Raw genomic sequence first — 24951 nt, forward strand, 5'->3', positions numbered from 1 at the left:
GCTCTGTATTCAGCTCAGTGCTTGGCTTCGTTGAACTAAGGTAAAATCTCGTGCTTCAACTAACAGGTTCCTTTGCAAACATCCTGCGGCGCTGCAAACAAAACCTGATTACCTGAACGATTTAGTCAAGTATAACAGCTTCGCCCGATCCTTGCCCGGCGCGCCTCCGTTTTCAACGGCACCGTACCGGGCCCAGCTTGCTCCTTCCGCCATCCCCCTGCCCGTCGCCCCCGAAGGATTAGCTGCGATGCAACACGCGCAGCGGACCGAACAGGGCATGCATGTCCTTGTTGGCGATGAACGACAGGTTGTAGGGGTGCTCGGCCACCGCCTGCGGCATTGCCTGCACGGCCGGCAGCTTGTTGAGCTGCTCGGCAATTTTGCCCCACAACACCAATTGGGGCTGCTCCGCGCGCGCCGCAAGGGCGTCGATCACGGTGGCGAAGAACGGCAGCCATGCCTTGGCATCCTTCACCGGCGCCACATGCGTGCGGAATACCAGCGACGCATTCAGCAGCAGGAAGCCATGCTCCGTCAGCCGCTCCTGCAGTTCGGCCAGCGTGCCGATTGCGCCCCCGGCCCGGGCCCGCGTCGCGCAGGCGGCCAGTGCGGCACCGGCGGTGTCCGCCTCTTGCAGTTGCCCGTCCGCCACCAGCAGCATCTTCATGAAATTGCGCAGCGACGTGGCACGGTTGACACGCTTCGACAGGCCGCCATCGGCGAGCTCCGACCACAGGCTGTCGACGGCGCCATCCATGAAGCACACCCCGGTCGCGCTTTCCGCACGGGGGTACGGGCCCTCGCCGACCAGCACATAGCGCACCCGCTCCAGCGGCAGCGCGAAGGCGGCAAACAAGCGCATTTCGGTGGGCAGGTAGGTGTCTTCGGCCAGCGCCGGCAGATAGGCGGGATCCGCGGCGGCGACAGCTTCGAGGCCTTTTACCAGCACCGGATGCCAGGAAGGGTCGGCCCTGTCGAGGGCGGCGAGGAAATGCGGGGGAATCGTCATGCGCTGGCGAAGAAGGCAAAGGGCGGGATTTTACCTTACACAAGCTCTACCGCCGGGCAGGTTGTTGCCTGAAAAATGGGGTCCGTCCCCATTTTCCGGGCAACTTATTGCCTGGAAAACAGGGGCCGTCCCAATTTTCCGTCCTATTTTGCGTCCCTGTTTATCGGCACCGCTATCGCCCCAGCAGGTCGTGCGCATCGAGGATGGCGAAGGCGATTTCCGGGCGGGCTTCGAGGCAGCGCCGGATCGCGGCGGGCACGGCTTGCCGGGTCTTGCGGCACAGGCCGGGCCGCGGTGCCAGCTCGATGGCGAAACCGCGCACGGTGCGGACTTCGTTCGGCCCCGGCGCGATCGTCAATGTCACGCCCAGCTGTTCCTGCAAGCGCTGGCCAAGCCGCATCAGCTCGGCATAGCTGCCGAGTGCCTCGATGCGCTCGATGAGCCGCTTTTCTTCGTCGCGCGTCAGGCGCAGTACGCGGACATCCGCCTGCGGGTCGTTGTCCAGCAGCTCGCGCTTGCAGTCGCAAGCGCCCGGCGGGCACTCCTTGCGGATCGGAAGTGGGAACATGGCGTGAAAGTAATGGCTGGAAAAGTATCCTGCGCACGCTTCGAGGTGTCAAACGCGTGTGCAAGCGCAAGCTCGGCTGTATGGATTTCCGCAACGTCCCCCTCTATCGTGCGCGACTTGCTTGCTGGATTGCCGTAAAGTAGACATTCATCAACATTGCACAATATTTTGCAAAACCTTCGACGGAGAGCGCCTTGAAGGACCACGAGCAGCCGGCGCCACCCGTTGTACCGACCCACCTGGGTTTTCTCGCCGCCCCTGGCGAGATGGCCGGACTGATTGCCGGCCACGACTGGTCGGCCACGCCGCTCGGACCGCTCGATGCATGGCCGCAGAGCCTGCGCACCACGGTCAGCCTGATGCTGAACTCGAGCCACCCGATCTGGATCGGCTGGGGGCCGGAAGCGACCTTCCTGTACAACGATGCCTATGTGGACGTGCTCAGCCGCGCCAAGCATCCATGGGCGCTAGGGCTGCCCGCCGCCCGCGTGTGGGCGGAGATCTGGGACTTCTGCGGCCCCCTTGCCGACAAGGTATTCCGCCAGGCCGAAGCCACGTTCGTCGCCAACGTGCAGCTGTACATGAACCGCGGCAGCTACCTCGAAGAGACATGGTATTCGTTCTCGTACAGCCCGATCGTCGACGAATCCGGCGGCGTCGGCGGCCTGTTCTGCCCATCCACGGACGTTACCGCCAGCAACCTGAACACGCGCCGGCTTGCCACGCTGTCGGCGCTGGCGGCCGCCACCGGCGAGGACAGCGTCACGCGCGCCTGCGCGGCGGCGATGACCATCATCGGCCGCAATCCGCTCGACATGCCGTTCGCCCTGCTCTACCTGGTCGACGACGAAACCGGGACCGCGCGGCTCCAGCACGCTGTGCACCTGCCGGGCTCCGATGGCGTCACGCCCGCCGCCATCGCGCTCGAGGATGCCGCCGCGCCGTGGCCCATTGCCGAGGTTTGCACGACCGGCAGCACCGTGCTGGTGCCGGTCGGCGACGTGGCGGGCCTGCCGGCCGGCGTTGCCGGGCAACCGGTCACGCAGGCGCTCGCGCTGCCGCTGTCGATCCCGGGCCGCGCCCGGGCAGCCGGTGTACTGATCGCCGGCGTCAACCCGGCGCGGCCGCTCGATGCCGACCACCAGACCTTCTTCGGCCTGGTCGCCGGCCAGGTTGCGGCGGCGCTGCAGAATGCCACCGCGGCCGAGGAGCAGCGCCGCCGCGCCGACGCGCTGGCCGAACTGGACCGTGCCAAGACGGCCTTCTTCTCGAATGTGAGCCATGAATTCCGCACGCCGCTCACGCTGATGCTGGGGCCGGTGGAGGATGCGCTGGACGACGAGACGGCGCCATTGCCGCCTGCGCAGCGCCAGCGGCTGGAGCTGGCGCACGACAATGCGTTGCGGCTGCAAAAGCTCGTCAACACCCTGCTCGATTTTTCGCGCGTGCAGGCCGGCCGCATGCACGCCTCGTATGCGCAGGTGGACCTGGCCGCGCTGACGTGCGACCTGGCCAGCGGCTTCCGCTCGATCGTCGAGAGCGCCGGGCTGGCGCTGGACGTGCACTGCGAGGCGCTGCCGGCGCCGGCCTGGGTGGACACGTCGATGTGGGAAAAGATCGTGCTGAACCTGCTGTCGAACGCGTTCAAGTTCACCTTCGCGGGCCGTATCGAGGTCGCGCTGCGGCAGCACGATGGCCACGCGGTGCTGACCGTGCAGGATACCGGCGTGGGGATTGCCGCCGAACACCTGGACAAGATCTTCGAGCGCTTCCAGCGTGTCGAAGGCGCGCGCTCGCGGTCGCACGAAGGCTCCGGCATCGGCCTGGCGCTGGTACGCGACCTGGTGGACCTGCATCACGGCGCGATCGCTGTCCGCAGCGAACCCGGCACGGGCACCTGCTTTACGGTGACGCTGCCATTGGGCCACGCGCACCTCCCCGAAGAACGCCTCGCGGGCCGTGCCGACGGCACCGTGTCCGCGGCCACGCTGGAAGCGTATACGACCGAGGCGCGGCGCTGGCTGCCGCGGCAGGCCGGCGACGAGGAAGACGATCGCACGCTGCTGGCGCATGGCGCCCACGTGCTGGTGGCGGACGACAACGCCGACATGCGCGGCTACCTGGAGCGCCTGCTGAAGCAGCGCTGGCGCGTGACGACGGTGGCCAATGGCCGCGAGGCGCTTGAAGCGGCCTGGCATGAGCGGCCCGACCTGATCGTCTCCGACGTGATGATGCCGGAGCTGGACGGCTTCGGCCTGATCGCCGCCCTGCAGGCCGACGATGCGCTGCACGACGTGCCGGTGCTGCTGCTGTCGGCGCGCGCCGGCGAGGAGGCGCGCATCGAAGGCCTGAACGCAGGCGCCGACGATTACCTCGTCAAGCCGTTCTCGGCGCGCGAGCTGCTCACGCGCATCGAGTCCCAGTTGATCCGCTACCGCATCCGCCAGGTGGAACGCGCGCATGCGGAGCGGATGGCCGAGGTGTTCATGCAGGCGCCGGCGGCTATCGCGATCCTGCGTGGCGCGAACCTGGTCTACGAGCTGGTGAACGCGCGCTACGCGGCGCTGATCGGCGGGCGCGACGTGCAGGGCACGCCGTTCCGGCAAGCGCTGGCGGAAGTATCCGACCAGGCCCTGTTCGAGGAACTGGAACACGTGCTGGCCAGCGGCGAACCGGCGGTGGGCCGGGCGCGCCGGGTATTGCTGCAACGCCAGCCGGACACCGCACCCGAGGAATGCTTCTTCGACTACGTGCACCAGCCGATCCGCAATACGGGCGGCGTGGTGGACCGTGTCGCCATCGTGGCGTTCGACGTGACCGCGCTGGTACGGGCCCGCAGCGAGGCCGAGGTGGCGAACCGCGCCAAGGACGAATTCCTGGCCATGCTGGGCCACGAACTGCGCAACCCGCTGTCGCCGATCCTGGTGGCGCTGGAACTGATGCGCCTGAAAGGCATCGGCACGCTGGACAGGGAGCACGCCGTGATCGAGCGGCAGGCGCGCCACCTGGTGCGCCTGGTGGACGACCTGCTGGACGTGGCCCGCATCGCCCAGGGCAAGTTCGAACTGCGGCGCGAGCGGATCGAGCTGGGGGCGCTGGTCACGCAGGCGGTGGAAACGGTGAGCCCGCTACTGGAAGAGCGGCGGCACCGGCTGCACCTGGACGTGCCGGGCGCCGGCATGCCGGTGGACGCCGACGCGGTGCGCTTCGTCCAGGTGTTGTCGAACCTGCTGACGAACGCGGCCAAGTACACCGGTGACGGTGGCGACATCGGCCTGACGGCGCTGCGCACGGGCGACCACGTGGTGATCCGCGTGACCGACAACGGCATCGGCATCTCGCCCGAGATGCTGCCGCAGCTGTTCGACAAGTTCGTGCAGGAGCGCCAGGCGCTGGACCGCTCGCGCGGCGGCCTCGGCCTGGGCCTGGCGATCGTCAAGAGCATCGTCACGCTGCACGGCGGCACCGTTACCGCCAGCAGCGCCGGCGCAGGCCGGGGCAGCGTGTTCGAGATACGCCTGCCGCTGGCAACGGGGACCACGCGAACGGCGACGTCCACGCTGCTGCCGGCCGCGATCGAGCCCGTTTCGGCAGGCAGGGCCATACCGGCCGCGCGCAGCCGGGTCATGCTGGTGGACGACAACCCGAACGTGCTGGACGGGCTGCGCGCTCTGCTCGAGCTGCGCGGCCACGAAGTGCATGCCGTGTCCGATCCCGCCACGGCGTTGCGGCTGGCCGACAGCCTGGCGCCGGACCTGGCCATTCTCGACATCGGCCTGCCCGGCATGGATGGCTACGAGCTCGCTGCCGAACTGCGCCGCCGGCCACACCTGCGCGATACCCGCCTGATCGCGCTGACGGCGTATGGCCAGCAGGCCGATCAGCGACGCGCCGCCGCGGCCGGTTTTACCGCGCACCTGACCAAGCCGATCAACGCGCGCGAACTGCAAACGCTGGTCGAAGACGAAGCGCAAGTGCAGTAAGACGCCGTCGCGCCATTGCAACGGCGTCCGGAGTATTCCCTTAAAGTAACTATTTTCCACGTGGCGGTGTTACACTTTTCTGCATGTAAAACCTTGCGCCGGCCTCCATGCCCGGCCAGCCTCTCCGCCATTGCCGTTTCCACCATCCGATGCACTTCACGCTGCCCCTCGCGCCGTCCTCCAGGCTTTACCGGCTGATCGCCGGCTGCTGGCTGGCCGCCGTGCTCGCACTGGTCTTGTTGCCAACGCATGCGGCACAAGCGATGACAGGCGCGGTGACAGAAGCGGTGGCTGAACGCCGCGTACTCGTGCTGTATTCGCTGGGCCCGGATACCATGTCGAACTGGCAGCGGCTGCTGCACGACGGCATGTATGACGAGTTGGGCAAGCGCGGTGCCGCCGCGATGCCGGTCATCCACGAGGAACGGCTGGACGCGATCCGCGTCGGTGCCGACGCCGCAACGGCCGGCATGGCCCCTTACCTGCGCAGCAAGTACGCCAGGGTGAAATTCGACCTGGTGGTGACCGAAGGGCAGGTGGCCGCCATGTTCCTGGGCGAGCATCCCGACCTGTTTCCCGGTGCGCGGCGCTTCTATGTCAATTACGGCCACACGGGCTGGCAGCCGCCGGACGGCACGCCGATCGCGGTGCATCCCGATTTCGACCGGGCCGTCGGCATCGTGGCGCGCACGGCACCGGACGTGCGGCACCTTGTCGTGATCGGCGACAGCAGCCCGCGCGTGCAGCGCTGGATCACCGCGATCCGTGCCGCGGCGGCACGCCATGCCGGGGAACTGACGTTCGAGTACTGGACCGGGGAGGACTTCGACCAGGTGGCACGCAAGCTGTCGACGCTGGACCGGCACAGCGCCCTGCTGCTGCTGGCCGCCGGCCTGAACGACAAGGCCGGCCGCCTCGATCCGCACGACATGGCGCACCGCATCGCCGCCGCCAGCCCGGTCCCCGTGTTTACGCACCTGGATTCGCTGGTGTTGCCTGGCATGGTGGGCGGCTATGTCGTCAGCGGCGAAGGCATCGGGCGCGTCATCGCCCGCATCCTGGTGGATGCGCGCACCGACGATATCCCGCTGCAGCGCTACGTGTTCGATGCGCCCACGGTCGCCCGCTTCAAGCTGCGGAACCTGCCGCCCGAGGCCAAGCTGCTGAACCGGCCGGACAGCGTATGGGAACGCTATCGCTGGCAGATCGTTTCCGGCATCACGCTGATCGTCCTGCAGGGCGCGCTGATCTCGGCACTGGTGGTGGCGCTGCGCGACCGCCGCCGCACGCTGGCCGCGCTGAACGACGAGCGCGACCACCTGGAAGAGCGTGTACAGCGCCGCACGCTGGAGCTGCGCACCGCGAACACCCAGCTGGAACAGCTGGCCACCACCGATCCGCTGACCGGCATTGCCAATCGCCGCAAGATGACCGAGCAGATCGTCGCGGAACAGGAACGCGCACGGCGCTTTGGCCACCCGGTCTCGGTGCTGATGGTGGATATCGACTTTTTCAAGCGCATCAACGACACCTTTGGCCACGACACCGGCGACCACGCGATCGTGGCGGTGGCGAATCTGCTGGCCGAGTCGCTGCGGGTGATCGATACCGCGGCGCGCTTCGGCGGCGAGGAGTTCGTGGTGCTGTTGCCGGAAACCGAGGAAGCGGTGGCCGCGGTGGCGGCGGAACGGCTGCGCGCAGCGGCTGCCGCGCTCCGCCTGCACAGCGAGGATGGCAGCGAGGTCACGCTGACGATCAGCATCGGCGTGGCGTCGGCGATCGCCGGCGACACGCCGTCGACGCTGCTGATGCGCGCCGACCAGGCGCTTTACCGCGCCAAGCAGGAAGGCCGCGACCGCGTGGTGCGGTTCTAGCATTGGCCTCCCGCCGGCAGCAACACGCGTTCTTGCTTATGACACGCGTTCGCGCCTTATCGCACGCGTTCGCGTCCTATAATTGCCCATCCAACATTTCCCTTTGCCGCCATGTCGCATAACACCATCGAGATCAACCGCGCGATGGACCGCTCGATGAACCTCTTCGACGGCCGCCACAGCGTGTGGCTGTTCGGCTACGGTTCGCTGATCTGGAAGGCCGATTTCCCGTTCATCGAACGGCGGCCGGCCAGCATCGCCGGCTGGGTACGGCGCTTCTGGCAAGGTTCGCACGACCACCGCGGCACACCGGATGCGCCGGGCCGCGTGGTGACGCTCGTGCCGCAGGAAAATGCCGTGTGCCACGGCATGGCCTACCTGGTGACGCCGGAAGAATTCCTGCACCTGGACCACCGCGAAAAAAACGGCTACCTGCGGCTGCCGATCGACATGCGCTTCGACGGCGGCGGCAGCGAGAAAGGCCTGGTCTACATTGCCCGGCACGACAATGCCGCCTACCTGGGCGAGGCATCGGAACTGGAGATCGCCCGGCACATCGCCGGCGCACGCGGTCCCAGCGGGCCGAACGTGGAATACCTGGTACACCTGGCACACGCGCTGCGCGACATGGGGCACGAGGACGAGCATGTGTTCGCGATCGAGCGGCACCTGGCCGGCCTCGGTCGCTGAAGACACTTAGAACAGGCTCAACTGCCCTGCCGCCTCGGCCCGCCGCGCCTTTGCGCCCTGCGGCGGCACCACCAGCGGCGCCCTGAACTGCGTGCAGTCGAGCCGCCTGAACCGGCTGCCACGGCCCGCCATGCCGCAGCGCTGGATGGACTTTTCCACGCGCTGGCGAATCAGGTCCGCCCACAGGCCCTGGCCACCCATCCGCGTGTCGAACGATGCGTCGTAATCCTTGCCGCCGTGGATCTCCCGCACGCGGTTCATCACGCGCTGGGCGCGGTCCGGGAAATGCGCTTCCAGCCAGTCCTTGAACAGCGGATTGACTTCCCATGGCAGGCGCAGCACCACGTAGCTGGCCTGGATCGCGCCGGCATCGAAAGCGGCCTCGATCACTTTCTCGATCTCCGGTTCCGTGACGAACGGAATGATCGGCGCGACCGACACGCCGACCGGGATGCCTGCTTCGGTCAGCGTGCGGATCGCGCGCAGCCGGCGCTCCGGTGCCGCGGCGCGCGGTTCCAGCGTGCGCGCGATCTTCGGGTCGAGCGTGGTCAGCGTGATCGATGCAGCCGCCAGCCCCTGTGCCGCCATTGGCGCGAGAATGTCGATATCGCGCTCGATCAGTGCCGATTTCGTGATCAGCCCGACCGGATGCCGGCATTCCTGCAACACCTCGAGCACGCGCCGGGTGAGCTTCAGTTCGCGCTCGATCGGCTGGTAGGCATCGGTATTCACGCCCAGCGCGATCGGCTCCACCGCATAACCGGGTTTCGCCAGTTCGCTGCGCAGCAAGTCGGGCGCGTTCATCTTTGCATACAGCTTGCTCTCGAAATCGAGCCCCGGCGACAGGCCCAGGTAGCTGTGCGTGGGCCGCGCGAAACAGTAGATGCAGCCATGTTCGCAGCCGCGGTATGGGTTCAGCGACACGCCGAACGGAATATCGGGCGACTGGTTGCGCGACAGGATCGATTTGGCCGTTTCCTCGGTGACATGGGTGCGCCACACGCGCGCTTCCTCTTCCTCGCGCAGCCAGCCGTCGTCGAACGTTTCGCGCACGTCCACCTCGTAGCGGCCCTGCACGTTCGCGACGGCGCCGCGCCCTTTCAGCGCCTTCAGCGAACGGGGCATCAGCATGACCTGTCCGGCCTGGGGATCGAATTCCCTGGTGAATTCATTCGCCGGGAAGTCGTTATCGGGGAAATCGTTCCTGGTGAAGTCGTTCCTGGTGAAGTCGTTCCTGGTAAAGCTCTTCGTGGTGAAGTTGTCTCGGTGCATGGCCGCTCCAGAGTTTCGCTATGACTGTATGTATATACAGTATTCTAGGCCGATCTTCAAGGGCATGCAACCGCTACATGCACCTTGGCAGTTCGCCAACTGGTATGATTCGCAATTGCCTGTCCGGAGCGACCCGGACCCACCATCCATAAGCAATATGACTACCAAAAATCCGTCCTTCCTGGCCAGGATCCCGCTTGCCTTCAGCGCTTTCTTCAAGACGCTGGGCGACGCCGAATTCGCCGGCCGTTACCAGAACGACCAGATCGGCCCGGTTGCCGCGCCACCGGCTCCCGCACCGGCTCCTGCTCCAGCACCCGCCCCTGCCCCGGTTTCCGCGCCGGTCGCACCGCCGCTGCGCGAAGCAACCCCCGATGCGGCCCTGCAATTGCTGTCGCTGCTGCAGCGCGAAGCGCGCCTGATCGATTTCACGCAGGAAAACCTGGCCGGCTATTCGGATGCCGACATCGGCGCCGCGGCCCGCGTGGTGCACGAAGGCTGCAGCAAGGTACTCAAGGAACACTTCACGATCGAGCCGGCGCGCACCGAAGCCGAAGGCAGCCGCGTGACGCTGGAAGAAGGCTTCGATGCGGGCGCCGTGCGCCTGACCGGCAACGTGGTCGGCAAGCCCCCGTTCAAGGGTACGCTGAGCCACCGCGGCTGGCGTGCCACGGCGGTGCGCCTGCCGAAGCTGGCCGAGGCCCACGATGCGAAGATCCTGGCACCGGCGGAGGTGGAACTGTGAGCGGCGAAAACAACGCGCCACGTTTTGCGATCGGCATCGACCTGGGCACCACGCACAGCGCGCTGTCGTATGTGGACCTGGCTGCCAGCGATGGCGAAAAGACCCAGCAAACCGTACTGGGCGTGCCGCAGCTGACGGCGCCCGGCACGGTCGAAGAGCTGCCGCTGCTGCCGTCTTTCCTGTACCTGCCGCATCCGGATGAAGTGCCGCCCGGCGAGCTCGCGCTGCCATGGAGCACCGAGGGGGAGACTTCGGTCGCCGGCGAAATGGCGCGCAGCCGCGGTGCCACCACGCCGATCCGCCTCGTGTCGAGCGCGAAGAGCTGGCTGTGCCACCCCGGCGTGGACCGCCGCGCCGCGATCCTGCCGAACGACGCGCCGGAAGAAGTCGCGCGCGTCTCGCCGCTGGAAGCGTCCACCCGCTACCTGTCCCACCTGCGCCAGGCGTGGAATGCCGCGCACCCGGATGCGCCGTTCGGCGAACAGGCCGTGACGGTGACGATTCCCGCCTCCTTCGACCCGGCCGCGCGCGAGCTGACCGCCGAGGCGGCCCGGGCCGCGGGCTATGATGCCGTGACCCTGCTGGAAGAACCGCAGGCCGCGCTGTACAGCTGGATCCAGGGCAGCGAAGGCCGCTGGCGCAAGGAAGTCAAGCCCGGCGACATCATCCTCGTCGTCGACGTGGGCGGCGGCACCAGCGACTTTTCGCTGATCGCCATCGCCGAGCGCGACGGCGTGCTGGAACCGCACCGCGTGGCCGTGGGCGACCACATCCTGCTGGGCGGCGACAACATGGACCTGGCGCTGGCCCACCTGGTGGCGCGCAAGCTGTCCGCGAACGGCACGCAGCTCGACCCGTGGCAACTGCGCGCGCTGACCTACGGCTGCCGCGCCGCCAAGGAAAACCTGCTGGCCGACGCCAGCGCCGACAGCTGGCCGATCGTGGTGCCGAGCCGCGGCTCGAAGCTGATCGGCGGCTCGATCCGCACCGAGCTGACCCGCGATGAAGTGACGACGTTCATCACCGACGGCTTCTTCCCGAAAGTGGAAGCGACCGCCCGCCCGGCCGTGCGCACCCGCGCCGGCCTGACGCAACTGGGCCTGCCGTATGCGCAGGATGCGGCGATCACGCGCCACCTGGCCGCCTTCCTGGGCCGCCAGAAGGGTGCGACGGCCGACGTCCCCGGCTTCGCCGAGCGCCAGAACCCGGACCATTCGTTCCTGCACCCGAGCGCCGTGCTGTTCAACGGCGGCGTGTTCAAGTCGGCGCTGCTGGCCCAGCGCGTGATGGACACCATCAACGACTGGCTGTACATGGAAGGCGCCGAAGCCGCGCGCATGCTGGGCGGCGCGGACCTGGACCTGGCCGTCGCCCGCGGCGCGGCGTACTACAGCTACGTGCGGCGCGGCACCGGCGTGCGCATCCGCGGCGGCACGGCCCGTTCGTACTACGTGGCCGTGGAATCGTCGATGCCGGCCATTCCCGGCATGGAACCGCCAATCCAGGCGCTGTGCGTGGCGCCGTTCGGCATGGAAGAAGGCAGCGAGCTGGAATTGCCGGGGCAGGAATTCGGCCTCGTCGTCGGCGAGCCGGTGCAGTTCCGCTTCTTCGGTTCCTCCACCCGCCGGCAGGACACGATCGGCACCGTGCTCGATTTCTGGGCACCGGACGAACTGGTGGAGCTGAACGAGATCCAGGCCGAGCTGTCGCCGGAAGGCCGCCGGCCGGGCGACGTGGTGCAGGTGCGCCTGCATGCGCACGCCACCGAGGCGGGCACGCTGGAACTGCTGGCGGTGGCCGATGACGGCCAGCGCTGGAAAGTGGAATTCGACGTGCGGGGCACCGCCGAGGGGCAATGACACCTTACCTGGTCAGCATCGACCTCGGCACCACCAATACGGTGCTGGCCTACGCCGCGCCCGGCGCCAGCGAAGTGCAACTGCTCGATATCGACCAGCTGACCGCGCCGGGCGAAGTGCACGGCGCGCTGCTGCTGCCGTCGAGCCGCTATCACCCCGCCGAAGGCGAACTGGGTCCGGCCGAACTGCAGCTGCCATGGCTGCAGGCCGACGTGGCCGGCGTCGAGCGGTTCGTGGTCGGGCGCCTGGCCCGCACGCTCGGCGCGCAGGTCACGGGGCGCTATGTGGCCAGCGCGAAAAGCTGGCTGTCGCACCCGGGCGTCGACCGCACGGCGCCGATCCTGCCATGGGGCGCTCCCGACGGAGTGCCGAAAGTTTCCCCGGTGGCCGCCAGCGCCAGCTACCTGGCGCACCTGCGCGGCGCCTGGAATGCCCGTTTCCCCGATCATTTGCTGGAAGACCAGCGCATCGTGCTGACGGTCCCCGCATCGTTTGACGAAGGTGCGCGCGCGCTGACGCTGGAGGCGGCCAAGCTGGCCGGCCTGCATGGCGTGCGCCTGCTGGAGGAGCCGCAGGCGGCGCTGTACGACTGGCTGTACCGCCACCGCGCCACGCTGGCCGCCGAACTGGCGGACACGCGGCTGGCACTGGTGGCCGACGTGGGCGGCGGCACCACCGATTTCTCGCTGGTGCAGGTCCGGGTAGCGAACGGCGAGCCGGTGCTGGAACGGATCGGCGTGGGCAACCACCTGATCCTCGGCGGCGACAACATGGACCTGGCCCTGGCGCACCTGGCCGAATCGCGCCTGGCGCCGCCGGACAGCCAGCAGCGGCTGTCCGCGGGACGGCTGGCGCAGCTGACGGAACGCTGCCGCGCTGCGAAGGAGCAGTTGCTGGCGGCGGGCGGTCCGGAACAGGCCAACGTCACGCTGCTCGGCAGCGGTTCGAAGCTGATCGGCGGCAGCCGCTCGGTGACGCTGACCCGGGCCGACGTGGCGCAGATCGTCGTCGAAGGCTTTTTCCCGCTGAACCAGGAGCAGGCCGATGCGCGCCGCGCGCGTGGCGCCATCGTCGAGTTCGGGCTGCCGTATGCCAGCGATGCCGCCGTCACGCGGCATCTCGCCAGCTTCCTGCGCCAGCATGGGCAGGCCGCGCGGGCCGCGCTGGGCATTGCCGACGACACCACGTTCCCGGTGCCGGACACGCTGCTGCTGAACGGCGGCGTGTTCCGTGCCGATGCGCTGGCGCAGCGGCTGGCCGCCACGCTGGACGGCTGGCGCGGCCTGCAGCAACTGGGGCCGGTCAAGGTACTGCACAACGACAACCCGGACGTGGCCGTGGCGCGCGGCGGTGTCGCGTATTCGCTGTCGCGGCAGGGCATGGCGCCGTCGATTGCCGGCGGTTCCGCGCGCGCCTACTACCTGCTGCTCGATGCGGACAAGGCGCCGGGCGTGAAGCGCCGCGCCGTCTGCATCCTGCCGCGCGGCGCCCAGCCGGGCAGCGAGGTGACGCTGGCCGACCGCACGTTCGGCCTGCGCGTCGGCCGCCCGGTGCGCTTTCACCTGGTCTCCACCGTGACCGACCTGCGCCACGGCGCCGGCGACCTGGCCGACCTCGATCCGGCCGACTACGTGGCGCTGCCGGCGATCTCCACGGTGCTGAAGACCGACGACACGAAGATGCCGAAGGAGATCCCCGTGCGGCTGGCGGCGGCGCTGTCCGAAGTCGGCACGCTGGAAGTGCATTGCGTGGAAGCGGCGAGCGGCCGGCGCTGGCTGCTGGAGTTCCAGCTGCGCGGCGAGGAGGAGCAGGCGGCGGAGCCGCAGGACAACGCGCCGCCGCCGCGCTTCGCCGATGCCGTCGAGAAGATCGAGCGCATCTTCGGCGCCCGCGTGCTGCCGGTGGAGAGCAAGGACGTACGCCAGTTGCGCGGCCAGCTCGAGCAACTGCTGGGCAGCCGCGAGCGCTGGCCGACCGCGCTGCTACGGCACCTGTTCGATGCGCTGATGGCGCGCGCCAAGGGCCGGCGCCGTTCGGCCGAGCACGAGCGCGTGTGGCTCAACCTGGCCGGCTGGTGCCTGCGGCCGGGCTTCGGCGCGCCGCTGGACGACTGGCGCATCGGCCAGCTGTGGGCGCTGTTCGGCAGCGGCGCCCAGTATTTCAAGGACAGCCAGGTGCGCGCCGAATGGTGGACGCTGTGGCGCCGCGTGGCCGGCGGCCTGTCCACCGACATGCAGCTGCGCCTGCTGGACGACTTCGCGTTCAACCTGCAGGCCACTGCCGCCGAGCGGGGTACCCGTCCCGCCACACTGGTCGACGGCAGCGAGGAAGACATGCTGCGCCTCGGCGCTTCGCTGGAACGCATCCCGGCCGCCTACAAGGCGGAGATCGGCGACTGGATGGTAGGCACGATCGGCAAGCTGCCCGCATCGGGCCCGAAATTCGACGCGAAGGCGGCCGCCAGCTTTACCCGCTACCTGTGGGCGCTGGGCCGGGTGGGCGCACGCAAGCCGTTCCATGGCAGCGCACACGAAGTGGCGCCGGTGGCGTCGGTGGAAGGCTGGCTGGGCGCGATCCTGAAACTGGACTGGAAGAAGATCGAGCCGGCCGGCTTCGCCGCCGCGCACCTGGCGCGCATGACCGGCGACCGGTCGCGCGACATCAATCCCGCCCTGCGCGAGGAAATACTGCGCCGGCTGACCGGCGTGGGCGCACCGCCGACGTGGAGCGCGATGGTGCGCGACGTCGTCGAACTGGACCAGGCCAGCGAGCAGCGCATGTTCGGCGACGCGCTGCCGCCGGGGCTGAAGCTGATCAGCTGAAACTGAGCAGCTGAAACCGATCAGCTGACCTGTGCCAGCCCTGGCTGGCCGCGCTGCGCGGCCAGCATCTGCTGCTGGCCGACGAAGCCGTCGAACGCGTCGATCAGCGGCGCGAAGCGCGACGGGTCGCCTTCCAGCCGGGCCAGCGCATACGCCGTTGCCTCCAGCGTCGACAGCTGGCCCGGCGCGTGCGCCTTGCGGATCAGGTAATGCGAGGCCGGCACATCGTGCAACGCCAGCCGGGGCAGCGCCTGCAGCGCCGGGTTCAGGTACAGCATCTTGCGGCTCTTGCGCCACGTGGCGTCGAGCACGACCAGCAGCACCTGCTCCGCCTCTTCCGGCCGGTATGGCGGCGGCGCCGGAATGCCGAGCGAACGGTCGCCCGGCGTGTCGGGATACAGCAGCACGGGCCGGCGCGGCCCGCTCAATCGTTCATCCAGGCTGTCGAAAGTCTCGCCGACGGCGAGCGTGCTGCCGGGCAGGCACAGGTGCAGCAGCCGCGCGCTGTTCTTGGCGTTCATGGTTTCCATCGGATGCTGCAGGATCAGCAACGCCGTGCGGCTGTCGACCGGGCGTATCCAGTGGCAGATGCAGGCACTGGCGGCACGCAGGCAGGTGGGGCATTCGGCCCGTTTCTTCGTCATCCGCGCATTGTAGCCGGGCTTGCAACCATCTTCAGGCGGGCAGCGCGATGGGCCGGCTCCCGCCACGGTGGTCTTCACCGCTGCCGTGATCTTCGCGGCGGCGCGACGGCGGTGCCGTATCGAGCCGGAACACGGCCACCGCGTCGGCCAGCCGCTCGGCCTGCTCCTGCATCGCCGCCGCGGCGGCGGCGGCCTGTTCGACCAGCGCCGCGTTCTGCTGCGTCACCTGGTCCATCTGCGTGATCGCCGTGTTGACCTGCTCGATGCCGTCCTGCTGCTGCGCGCTGGCATCGGCGATCTGGTTCATGATCTGCGTGACCTTGCCGATCGCCGCGTCGATGTCGCCCATCGCCTGGCCGGCGCGGTCCACCAGCGCGGAACCGGCTTGCACCTTCTGTACCGAGTCGCCGATCAGTTCCTTGATTTCCCTGGCCGCCGCCGCCGATCGCGCCGCCAGCGCGCGCACTTCGGACGCGACGACGGCGAATCCCCTGCCCTGCTCGCCTGCGCGCGCCGCTTCGACGGCCGCATTGAGCGCCAGGATATTGGTCTGGAACGCGATGCCGTCGATGACGGCGATGATGTCGACGATGCGGGCCGACGATGCGTTGATGTCCTCCATCGTGCGCACGACGTCGGCCACCACGGTGCCGCCCTGGCCGGCAAGGACGGCGGCGCCATCGGCCAGCGTGCGGCCTGCGCGCGCGTTGTCGGCATTCGAGCGCACGGTGGACGTCAGTTCCTCCATCGTGGCGGCGGTCTGCTGCAGTGCGCTGGCCTGCTGCTCGGTGCGCGACGACAGGTCGAAGTTGCCGGCGGCGATCCCCGCGGCGGCGGTGGCGATCGTGTCGGTGCCGTTGCGCACCTGGCCGACGATGGTCTGCAGGCTGCCGTTCATCTTTTTCAGCGCACGCATCAGTTCACCGGTCTCGTCGCCCCGCGAAGCATCGATGGCACTGGTGAGATTGCCGGACGATACGTTCTCGGCCACCTGCACGGCCTGCCGCAGCGGCGCCGTGATCGCGCGCGTGAGCCGCCAGGCCAGCAGCACGCCGGCCACGGTGGCGCCGATACCCAGCGCAACCAGCAGGTTGCGGCCGGCGGCATAGTTGGCGTGGATGGCGGCGGCAGTGGCATCGAGCGCCGTCTGCTGCGTTTTCAGCAAGCTTGCCAGCGCGGCCAGGTACGTTTCACGGCTCGTATTCAGGTCGGTCGCGTAGAGGCGCTGGGCGGTGGCCATGTCGCCGGCCACCTTCGCCGCCAGCATGTTCTTGCGGATATCGCTGTACTGCTTGCGCGCGGCCATCACGGCGGCGTGGCCGCGGCGGGAGTCGTCATCGGCCAGCGTGCGCCCCAGCAGGTCCTGGATTTCCGTGGCCCGCTTCGACGAGGCCGCCATTGTCGCCTCGATGGCCTTTTGCGTTGCCGCGTCCGGTGCCAGGAAGGCGGCGATCGTGCGGGCCGCGTTGACTTCGATGACCTTGTTCCACTCGGCCATCAGGCGCTCGTTATGGACCCGCTGGGTGACCAGTTCGTCGGTCAGCCGGCTGGCGCCGTTCATGCGCAGCACGCCGGTGACCGTCATCGCCGCCAGCAGCGCCAGCACGAGCGCAAAGCCGAGCGCCAGCCGCGCGCCGATACGAAGATTGCCCATATTGCCTCCCTGCATTACCGTTGCAAGCCAGTCTGCCGATAACACAGGGAGAATGCAAGCGGAACGCGGCAACCGAAATCAGTTCTCGGGTTCCCGCGCGACAGTGCCCAGCAACTCATCGAGCTGGGCCATCTGGCCGGGATCCTTGACGACGGCGCGCAGCCATTGATGCAAAGGCATCGCCGCCCATGCCGCGGCCTTGTCGGCAAGATACATGGCAACCAGGTTCTTTTCGATCTGTTCCGGGCTGCCTTCCAGCGTCAGGTCGTCGCGGCTGGCGGTCTTCAGGACCCAGTCGGTACTTTGCAGTTCTTTCGCCGACACTTCCCGGATCGCGCCGGCCACGTATTTCCCCCAGGCCTCGCGGGTAAACGTGCCGGAGATCGCGTGGCTTCCCTGTACTACCGCGGCATCCTGTTCGCCGACGATGCGGCCCACCGTCATCGCCGGGAAGCGCGTCGCCGCGCGGGCGCGGATCTCCGCATACACCCGGTCGCGCGCCGGCATGCCGCGCACCACGCGCCGCAGGTTCTCGCGTGCCGTGTCCACCAGCGCCAGCTTCTGCTCGACCCGCGGCCATGACGGGTCGCCGACTTGCGCGAGATGGAACGTCATCAGCCGCTCGGCGCTGCGGATCATCTGCTCGCGCGGCATCGTGCCCCGGTTGGCCTCCAGCCAGCCGCGCCAGAAGCGCGTCAACTGGTCGTTCAGGTGGCCTCGTTCGGCGTGCGAGGGATCGGCCAGCATCAGGTAGGTCTTCAGCGCGTTGTAGGCATCTTCCACATTGGTCGGCGAGGCATCGGCATAAGCGCGCGCAGATTGGTGTACAGGCGGCTGCGCTGGCTGTTGCAACGCCGCCGCGGGCGCAACCAGCTGGCCGGCGCTGGCGTTCATCTCGTACAGCAGCGCCTCCAGGTTGGCCGCCACCGGCTTCACCATCACCTCGCGCACGCCGCCGAAGAATTCCTCGCGCAGCTTGCGCTCGAGCAGCTCGCCCTGGTACAGGCCGAACGACAGCGCCCACGGCCGGTCCCGGCGATATTTTTCAAGCTGTTCGATGCGCCGCTGCAGCACGTCCAGCGCTTCCAGCCGCGCTTGCAGGTCGAGGCGGCGGTCCTGCAGGCGCACCACCTTGTCGAGATCGCCCTGCACGGAGGCCAGCAGCTGCCGGTTGCCGACGTAGGACCAGCTCCACCCTGCCAGCGATACGCCCAGCGCCACGGCCACCGCGATGAATGCGCCAACCTTGAACTGCAGCGTGCCGCGGCTGGCGTACTGGGACACCAGGTTGCGGTCTTCGAAGATCACCTTGCGGAACAGGTCGAGCAGGAAGTAGCCGGCCTGGCGCACTTCGCCGGCTTGTGGCGGCGCCGGCTCCGGCTCCGGCCGGCGAGACAGGGCGAAGCGCTGCGTCACGTGGTGCGACTGCGCCGATGCAGGCACGCCTTCCTGCAGCGCACTGGTGAAGTAGAAGCCGCGGAATACCGGCTTGAACTGGAACGGGTTTTCCTCGAACAGCGTGGCCAGGAAAGCGCGCAGCGGCACCCGCAGCGACGAGAACTCGAGCGGGAAGGTGAAGATGCCGGAAGGCGGCCCGTCGCGCCGCTGCAGCGACATGTTGGCGACGCAGGTTTCCTTCAGGCCCTCGTGCAGTTCGTCGAACGCACTGTCGAAGAACGCCAGTATTTCCTGCGTTCCCGCCCTGCGCTGGTAAGGCATCGTGGCACCCCAGGGACGTTCGCGCTCGGCGCGCTCGAATGGCGCGAAGAACTCGGCGAAGCCGGCGATCAGGTCGGCCTTCGTGAACACCACGTACACGGGCGCGAACACCTGCAGCCGTTCGATCAGGTCCTGCACGCGCTTGCGCAGGCCGCGCGCAAGCCGGATACCGGCATCGGCGTCGCCGCCGCGCAGTTCGGCGATGCTGACGGCGACCAGGATGCCGTTGATCGGCGCCCGCGCACGGTGCTTCTTCAGCAGGTCGAGAAAGCCGTGCCATTCGCCGCGGTGCTCGTCGTCGACCGAATAGCGGCCCGCGGTATCGAGCACGATGCCCTCGGTGGTGAAGAACCAGTCGCAGTTGCGGGTACCGCCCACGCCCTGCACCACCTTGTTGTCGGCGATCGGGAACTGCAGGCCGGAGTTCACGATGGCACTGCTCTTGCCGGCCGCCGGATTACCGATGATCATGTACCACGGCAGTTCGTACAGCGCGCGGCTGCCGGACTTCATGCCCAGCTTCGACGTGCGGATCGTGTCGATCGCTTTCAGCAAGCCGGTACGCAGCACATCGACGTCGTCGTCGCCGCGCGTGCCCGACGCCCGGGACGTTTCTTCGATGGCCCGTGCCATCCGGGCAGCGTGGCGTGCCGCCAGCGCGCGCCGCAGCCATCGCACCGCGAGCCAGAGCAGCACGGTCGCGCAGGTGGCGGCAATCACCCAGATCAGCGCCAGCTCCATCAGCTCGGCGCCGAGATAATAAAGACCTGCCATCGCGGCCAGGCCAAGGATCGCAAGGTGACGGGAGTCCGTCAGGAACAGCCAGATTCGTCGCATCATGTCCACCCGTTCGTTTCGGATCGGATGATGGTGCCACTATCCTCCAGGAAATTTATTGACTGAACGCAACTTTAGCGGCGGCGGCCACGCAATTCCACGTGGCCGAAATCCATCATCTTCCAGCGCCCACCCCACGTCAGCCCGGCCGCTTCGGCCACCTGCCCGTACAGCTCGTAACCGCGCATCGCCCACGGATCCTTTTCCGATATCACGACCTTGCCGTTGCGCAGGAAGGCGCAGTCGCCAGCCAGGCCGAACTGGTGCCAGCTCTGGAAGGCGCGCGCGTTCGTGACATGGCCGCCGGCGTCGGCCAGCCGGTTCTGCCGCTCCGGGCTGCGGTAGCCCTCCAGTAGCACCATCTCGTAGCCGTACTGGTCGCGCATGACCTTGAACACCAGCAGCAGCCGCTGCGTGAAGTCCGCGTCCAGCAAATCCCAGTTGCGGTTGGCGCTGGCCACCTGGGGGCGCACCAGCGTCACTTCGGCCGTGGTGAAAACGGTGGGTGGCAATGAGGGCGGTGCCGCCAGCCGTTCGCCGCGCAGCAGTTCAGCCACCTGCTCATTGACCGCGTGGGCTGGCGTCGCCCCGCTGGGCAGCGACGTGCGGACGGCCAGCAGCAGCGCCGTCAGCGGCGGCACCAGCACCAGCGCGGCGCAGCCGACGGTCAGCAGCGGAGACCGTTGCACCAGCCGCCCCGCCCGCGCCAGCACGGCATGCGCCGCACGACCGGCGGACAGCAGGGCCTGCACGCCTCCCATGCTGATGCCTTGCCGGACGCGATCGGCATCGCGGCCCAGCCGCAACAGCGCCGCGCCTGCGAGATCCCGCCCGGCAGGGAACACGAGCAGCCAACCTGCCACGCAGGCGGTCACGAACAACAGCAGCATCGAAAGGAGAAACATGGTGAGCTCCGTCAACATGATCAAAAAGTTTCCGCGCGACACTAACCGGCGGGCGGGCTGCCATCGTAAGCCAGGCAAAGCCCCGCGCAGGACCGCCTACATCAAGCTTTGGAGAACGACCTTGGATCGATCAAAACCCGGCAGGGGCATATTGGCCAGCCTCGAACACAAGGCCGCGGAAACGCCGCGATATTCCGCCACTACCGCGCCATCGCGGGGGCGCGGTGCCGCGCTGATCGTGGCTGGCGGCGTACTGATCGGTGCGCTGCTGGCCTGGTGGCTGTCGAACGGGCCCTCGCCCGTGATCGTGCACGAAGCGCTGCCGCCCTTCGCGCAGGCCGCTCCTCCGAGACAGGAGCCGGCACCGATGACGCAAGCCGCGGCGGCTGCTATCGTCGACGATGTACTGCCTCCCGTCGTTGCCCGGCCGCCAGCCGTGTCGCCATCGCTGATCGCCGTGCTGGGGCCGGCGCCGGTCACCCCGGCCGTGATGCGCCGCGACCGCGTGGCGATGGCGCAGCCCAAGCCGAAACCGAAACCTGGAGTGAAGCAATTCGCGGTGTCGCGCGAGCAGGCCTTCCGCCCGGCGCGGACGCCTGCCGATACGGACGTGGCACTGCTGTCAGCCCTGGTTGCCCATGCCAATGACCATGACGTGGTCGAAGCGCGCGCCGGAGACAGTGCGGCGAGCCTGCTGCAGCGCTGCCGGCGCGTCGGTGGCGAGGAAGGCCGGCTGTGCGCGATCCGCATCTGCGCCACCCGGGCCGGCGACGCAGCCTGCCATGCCGACTAGGCACCTTTGCTGAAACGTTCGTGCGCGCACATCCCGGTGCGGGGCGCCATGGCATGCTGTCGCCCTCGTATTCACATGGGAGAACACGATGACACAGCAAGACAATGGCAACAAACTGAACGGCAAGAACGTCGCCATCCTGATGACGGACGGTGTCGAGCAGGTCGAATACACGGAACCACGCAAGTTCCTGGAACAGCATGGCGCCAAGGTGACACTGATTTCGCCGAAGGCAAAGGGCGAACAGATCCAGGGCTTCGATCACCTCGATCCGGCGCAGAAATTCGACGTGGAACTTGATGTGCGCGATGCCCGCCCCATCGAGTTCGACGCGCTGGTGCTGCCCGGCGGCGTGGCCAACCCGGACCAGCTGCGCCTGTCGACGGAAGCGATCACCTTCATCCGTGAATTCGGCCGCGAGAACAAGCCGGTCGCCGCGATCTGCCACGGCCCGTGGACCTTGATCGACGCCGACCTCGTGAAGGGCAAGCGCTTGACCAGCTGGCCGACCTTGCAGCTCGATCTGCGCAATGCAGGGGCCGAATGGACGGATGAGCAAGTGGTCGTGGATGGCAAGCTGGTTACCAGCCGGAAGCCGGACGATATCCCGGCATTCAATGAGGCGATCCTGAAGCAGCTGGCTGGCTAACGCTCACGCCGCAGGAAATGCAAAAGCCCAGCATCGCTGCTGGGCTTTTTGTATTCTGGCTCCCCGACCTGGACTCGAACCAGGGACCTGCGGATTAACAGTCCGTCGCTCTACCGACTGAGCTATCAGGGAAAAGAGGCCGTATTATAGCGGCCGCTTTGACCGCTGGCAAGAAGAAACATTTCTCCCAGCAAGCGTTAAGGCTGTCGCAAACGAGTTGTGGCTAGGCGCGGCGCCGCAGACAGTACCCATCTGTACGGCAAGGCGCCGCAACAACGCCACGGCTCGTTTACGGCGGCCTTAGAACAGACCCTTCAACTGCACACCCCACTGCCGCGGCTCGTTGACGAAGCCGGTCAGGTTGTTGAAGTCGATGGCGCCCGTGATGCGGCGCTGGTCGGTGATGTTGCGGCCGAACGCGGCCACTTCATACTTGCCGCCCTGCCAGTTGTAGCCAATGCGCAGGCCGCCTTCCGTCAGCGGTGCGCCGGTGAACTCCTTCGCCTCGTACAGGAAGAAGTTGACCTTGCTGCGGTACGACCAGTCGGTCAGCACGAACAGGTTGCCTTCGGCCAGCGGCCAGTTGTAGCGGGCCGTCAGGTTGACGATCCACTTCGGCGCCTGCGGCAGCGCATTGCCGTCGATGACGACGCGGCCGGCGGCATTGATCGGGTCGACCACCGTGCACTGGGCGCACTTGTTGACCGACAGCGAAGGATCCTGGATCTTCGTGTAGTTGTAGCTGGTCGATGCCGATACCTTGAAGTCCGGCGTGACGAAGCCTTCGATCTCCGCTTCGATGCCGCGGCCCTTGGTCTTCTCGGCGTTGATCAGCGCGGTCACGTTGGAATTGCCGCCTACCACCGTCAGCTGCTGGTCCTTCACGTCATAGTCGAAGATCGACAGCGAAGCGCGGGCGCGGCGGTTCAGCAGGTCGGCCTTGATGCCGGCTTCATACGACGTGATGGTTTCCGCATCGGCGATCGTGGCCGGGCCGGAAGCCGAAGGCGCGCCGATCGATGGAGCGCGGAAGCCCGTCGCCACGCGGGCGTAGGCCGACACGTCCGGATTGATCGCATACGTTGCCGACAGATCCCAGTTGGTCTTGTGGCGTTCAGCGTTGATCGTGGCCGGACCCTGCAGCGTCGTGCCGGTCGCTTCGATCGTGCGGAAGTCCTTCTTGTCGTTGGTGTAGCGCAGGCCGCCGCGCACGGTCAGCGCATCGGTCACCGCGTAGTTCACGGAACCGAATGCCGCCCAGGCCTTGTTGCGCTGGTTGCTGATCACGCGGCTGGTGCGCGCGCCGGCGGTGTTGAAGTTGTCGCTGCCACCGGTGGCGTCTTCATCGAAGTAGTACACGCCAGCCTGCCAGCTCATCGGGCCGGCCTTCTTCGATTCGATGCGGAATTCCTGCGTGTACTGCTTCAGGTCCGGCAGCACGGATGCCGTCTCCACCTGGAACGGCACCACGCCCGGGCCGTAGACCGGATTGCCGCCGTCGATGTCGCCGCGGCTGTTGTACTCGGCGATCGACTCGTAGCCGGTCACGGAGTACAGCTTCACCGCGCCCAGGTCCCACGACAGGCGTACGTTGCCGCCGCGCGTGGTCAGGTTCTGGTAGTTCTGGCCGTTGGTGAACACCATGCCTTCATCGTAGTTGTCGACCAGCTGGTTGCTGCCCTTCTTGATGATGTTGGCCTGGAACAGGCGCGAATTGCCCGTCGTGGTGCGCTGGTGCACGTTGAACAGCGCGTTGAACGTGCCATTCGGCTGGTACAGCAGCTGCACGCGTTCGGCGTGCTCGTTGTAGCCGTCCAGCGAATCGCGGCCGTCGGTGAAGCCATTGGCCACGTAGTCGTCGCGGTGCTGGCGCAGGGTGGAAACGCGCAGTGCCCACTCGTTCGACAGCGGAATGTTGGCGGCGCCTTCCACGTTGGTAGTGCCGTGCGAGGCCACGGAGAAGTTGTAGTAGCCTTCCACGCCCTTCAGGCTCGGCTTGGCGGATTCGAACTTCACCACGCCCGCCGGGGTGTTGCGGCCGAACAGCGTGCCCTGCGGGCCGCGCAGCACTTCCACGTTGGCCAGGTCGAACATCGGATAACCCTTCAGGATCGGGTTTTCCTGCACCACGTCGTCATAGATCAGCGACACGGGCTGCGAGGCGAAGATCGAGAAGTCGGCATTGCCGTAGCCGCGGATGTAGAAGCGCGGGAACACGCGGCCCGTCGACGATTCCACGTTCAGGCTGGGCGTCTTGCCGGCGAGGACGCGCACGTCCTGGCCGCCGGACAGGATCACGTCGAGCTTTTCGTGCTGCAGCATCGATACCGATACCGGCACTTCCTTGATGTTCTCGGCGCGGCGCTGGGCCGTGACGGTCACCGTTTCCAGCTGGCCGCTGGCGACCGGCTGCTGGGCAGCCTGCTGGGTGGTTTGTTCGGTGTTTGCCTGGGTAGCGTCCTGGGCCATGGCGGCCATCGGCAGCACGGCCGTCAGCGCGAGGAGACGCTTGTGCATCTTGGACAGTTTCATCATTTGCCTTCCTGGGTTAAAAATAATGCTGCAAAGGTGGTCAACGCTGTCTCCGGATTTTTAACGTCCTCGTGCGGATGCCCAACGGCCCGGCTCCGTCTCTGTATGTACGCACTGCCAACTACCTGTAATTCTGTCATTGTCGCGGATAACAAAAAGCCGCGATAAACGCGGCTTTTGAAATTCTGGCTCCCCGACCTGGACTCGAACCAGGGACCTGCGGATTAACAGTCCGTCGCTCTACCGACTGAGCTATCAGGGAAAAGAGGCCGCATTATAGCGGCGCCAGGCAAAGTCGACAACACTATTTTTCCGCATGGTGTCTCGAACTGTCTCAAAGCGGCGGCAAAGGAACGACATACTGCGACTAGCATGTGCGATTGCAGCGCGTAGACT

At 67.4% G+C, this 24951-nt stretch carries 15 protein-coding genes, 2 tRNA genes and 1 pseudogene; 8 read left to right on the forward strand and 10 right to left on the reverse strand.

Annotated features, from left to right (window positions below; translation table 11 throughout):
* Positions 1 to 238: 238 nt before the first annotated feature.
* Both FHS02_RS28130 and FHS02_RS28135 read right to left on the reverse strand, forming a co-directional pair.
* Positions 239 to 1009, reverse strand: a complete 771-nt coding sequence (locus tag FHS02_RS28130) for a uracil-DNA glycosylase family protein (RefSeq protein WP_137313983.1) — start codon at positions 1007 to 1009, stop codon at positions 239 to 241.
* Between the two features lie 172 nt (positions 1010 to 1181).
* The gene (locus FHS02_RS28135; RefSeq protein WP_137313984.1) at positions 1182 to 1577 is read right to left on the reverse strand and encodes a hypothetical protein; all 396 of its coding nucleotides are present in this window, start codon (positions 1575 to 1577) and stop codon (positions 1182 to 1184) included.
* A gap of 194 nt (positions 1578 to 1771) precedes the next feature.
* On the opposite strand from FHS02_RS28135, the gene FHS02_RS28140 reads away from it, so the two are divergent.
* The 3 genes from FHS02_RS28140 to FHS02_RS28150 all read left to right on the forward strand — a co-directional run bounded on the left by FHS02_RS28140 (position 1772) and on the right by FHS02_RS28150 (position 8124).
* Positions 1772 to 5560: an ATP-binding protein gene (locus tag FHS02_RS28140; RefSeq protein WP_217496935.1), complete on the forward strand. Its 3789-nt coding sequence runs from the start codon at positions 1772 to 1774 to the stop codon at positions 5558 to 5560.
* Positions 5561 to 5709: 149 nt separating this feature from the next.
* Positions 5710 to 7434 carry a GGDEF domain-containing protein gene (locus tag FHS02_RS28145; RefSeq protein WP_229422659.1) on the forward strand — a complete coding sequence of 575 codons (1725 nt, stop codon included), beginning with the start codon at positions 5710 to 5712 and terminating at the stop codon, positions 7432 to 7434.
* A gap of 111 nt (positions 7435 to 7545) precedes the next feature.
* Entirely contained in the window at positions 7546 to 8124 is a 579-nt protein-coding gene (locus FHS02_RS28150) for a gamma-glutamylcyclotransferase (protein ID WP_137313985.1), read from the forward strand.
* A gap of 6 nt (positions 8125 to 8130) precedes the next feature.
* On the opposite strand, the gene FHS02_RS28155 is transcribed toward FHS02_RS28150, so the two are convergent.
* Positions 8131 to 9255, reverse strand: coding sequence for a PA0069 family radical SAM protein (locus FHS02_RS28155; protein ID WP_137317429.1), 1125 nt, complete (start codon positions 9253 to 9255; stop codon positions 8131 to 8133).
* Between the two features lie 298 nt (positions 9256 to 9553).
* On the opposite strand from FHS02_RS28155, the gene FHS02_RS28160 reads away from it, so the two are divergent.
* From FHS02_RS28160 to FHS02_RS28170, 3 genes are read left to right on the forward strand one after another with little or no spacing between them, the layout of a single operon-like run.
* On the forward strand, positions 9554 to 10141 hold the full coding sequence (locus FHS02_RS28160; RefSeq protein WP_137313986.1) for a DUF2760 domain-containing protein: 588 nt from the start codon (positions 9554 to 9556) through the stop codon (positions 10139 to 10141).
* Entirely contained in the window at positions 10138 to 12000 is a 1863-nt protein-coding gene (locus tag FHS02_RS28165; RefSeq protein WP_137313987.1) for an Hsp70 family protein, read from the forward strand. Before FHS02_RS28160 ends, FHS02_RS28165 begins: the two co-directional genes overlap by 4 nt.
* Complete coding sequence (locus FHS02_RS28170; protein ID WP_137313988.1) at positions 11997 to 14822, forward strand: Hsp70 family protein; 2826 nt, start codon at positions 11997 to 11999, stop codon at positions 14820 to 14822. Before FHS02_RS28165 ends, FHS02_RS28170 begins: the two co-directional genes overlap by 4 nt.
* 20 nt (positions 14823 to 14842) lie before the next feature.
* Here FHS02_RS28170 and FHS02_RS28175 read toward each other — a convergent pair whose 3' ends face one another.
* From FHS02_RS28175 to FHS02_RS28190, 4 genes and pseudogenes are all read right to left on the reverse strand, one after another.
* The gene (locus tag FHS02_RS28175) at positions 14843 to 15466 is read right to left on the reverse strand and encodes a tRNA-uridine aminocarboxypropyltransferase (protein WP_137313989.1); all 624 of its coding nucleotides are present in this window, start codon (positions 15464 to 15466) and stop codon (positions 14843 to 14845) included.
* A gap of 31 nt (positions 15467 to 15497) precedes the next feature.
* On the reverse strand, positions 15498 to 17120 hold the full coding sequence (locus FHS02_RS32005) for a methyl-accepting chemotaxis protein (RefSeq protein WP_137313990.1): 1623 nt from the start codon (positions 17118 to 17120) through the stop codon (positions 15498 to 15500).
* Positions 17121 to 17306: 186 nt separating this feature from the next.
* A pseudogene (tssM, locus tag FHS02_RS28185) lies at positions 17307 to 19676 on the reverse strand (type VI secretion system membrane subunit TssM); the annotation flags it as partial.
* 74 nt (positions 19677 to 19750) lie between these two features.
* Complete coding sequence (locus tag FHS02_RS28190; protein WP_137313992.1) at positions 19751 to 20581, reverse strand: M15 family metallopeptidase; 831 nt, start codon at positions 20579 to 20581, stop codon at positions 19751 to 19753.
* 121 nt (positions 20582 to 20702) lie between these two features.
* Here FHS02_RS28190 and FHS02_RS28195 point away from each other — a divergent pair, with 121 nt between their 5' ends.
* Together FHS02_RS28195 and FHS02_RS28200 are read left to right on the forward strand one after the other, a co-directional pair.
* The gene (locus FHS02_RS28195) at positions 20703 to 21374 is read left to right on the forward strand and encodes a hypothetical protein (protein WP_137313993.1); all 672 of its coding nucleotides are present in this window, start codon (positions 20703 to 20705) and stop codon (positions 21372 to 21374) included.
* An 88-nt stretch (positions 21375 to 21462) separates the two neighbouring features.
* A complete protein-coding gene (locus tag FHS02_RS28200) occupies positions 21463 to 22023 on the forward strand; it encodes a type 1 glutamine amidotransferase domain-containing protein (protein ID WP_137313994.1) in 561 nt (186 codons plus the stop codon).
* 56 nt (positions 22024 to 22079) lie between these two features.
* Here FHS02_RS28200 and FHS02_RS28205 read toward each other — a convergent pair.
* The 3 genes from FHS02_RS28205 to FHS02_RS28215 form a co-directional block, all read right to left on the reverse strand.
* A tRNA-Asn gene (locus tag FHS02_RS28205) sits at positions 22080 to 22155 on the reverse strand.
* 168 nt (positions 22156 to 22323) lie between these two features.
* Positions 22324 to 24558 (reverse strand): TonB-dependent receptor, encoded by a 2235-nt coding sequence (locus FHS02_RS28210; protein WP_137313995.1) that lies wholly within the window; start codon positions 24556 to 24558, stop codon positions 22324 to 22326.
* 183 nt (positions 24559 to 24741) lie between these two features.
* Positions 24742 to 24817: transfer RNA gene (locus tag FHS02_RS28215), tRNA-Asn, on the reverse strand.
* Between the last annotated feature and the right edge of the window lie 134 nt (positions 24818 to 24951).

Source organism: Pseudoduganella umbonata, assembly GCF_014192225.1.
GTDB classification, from domain to species: domain Bacteria; phylum Pseudomonadota; class Gammaproteobacteria; order Burkholderiales; family Burkholderiaceae_D; genus Rugamonas; species Rugamonas umbonata.